This window comes from Alcanivorax sp. HI0044 (assembly GCF_001634945.1).
This window is the reverse complement of sequence record NZ_LWEZ01000926.1, coordinates 1-337: the sequence shown is the minus strand read 5'-3', so window position 1 is coordinate 337 and position 337 is coordinate 1. Positions and strand designations below refer to the sequence as shown.

Here is a 337-nt window from a genome sequence, read left to right as displayed (position 1 = left end):
ATCAGGCCAACCCGGATAACGTGACGGGCAACTTCCTCTATAACGTGGAGAAATGGCGCGCGGCCAACCGCACCGAGTGGGCCCTGAGTGATACCAGCCGCCTGGTGGTGGGCTTTTCCTTTGAGGACCAGTCGCTCTACCACCCCATTGTCCAGAACCCCTTCTTCAGCCTGTTGATCGATACCGATCAGACCACCTTCGGCACCACCGTGCGTTATGACAAACAGCTGGGTAACCATGACCTGTTGCTGGGGCTGAATTACGGACAAACCTGGGTAAAGGGTGGCAATTATCAGCACAGCGGTGGCATCCGTGGGGCGCTTTCCACCAAGGTGGA

The 337-nt window shown here is 57.3% G+C and carries 1 pseudogene; it reads left to right on the top strand.

The features are described 5' to 3' along the window. Positions 1 to 337 (top strand): annotated as a pseudogene (locus A3730_RS31550) (TonB-dependent receptor); the annotation flags it as partial.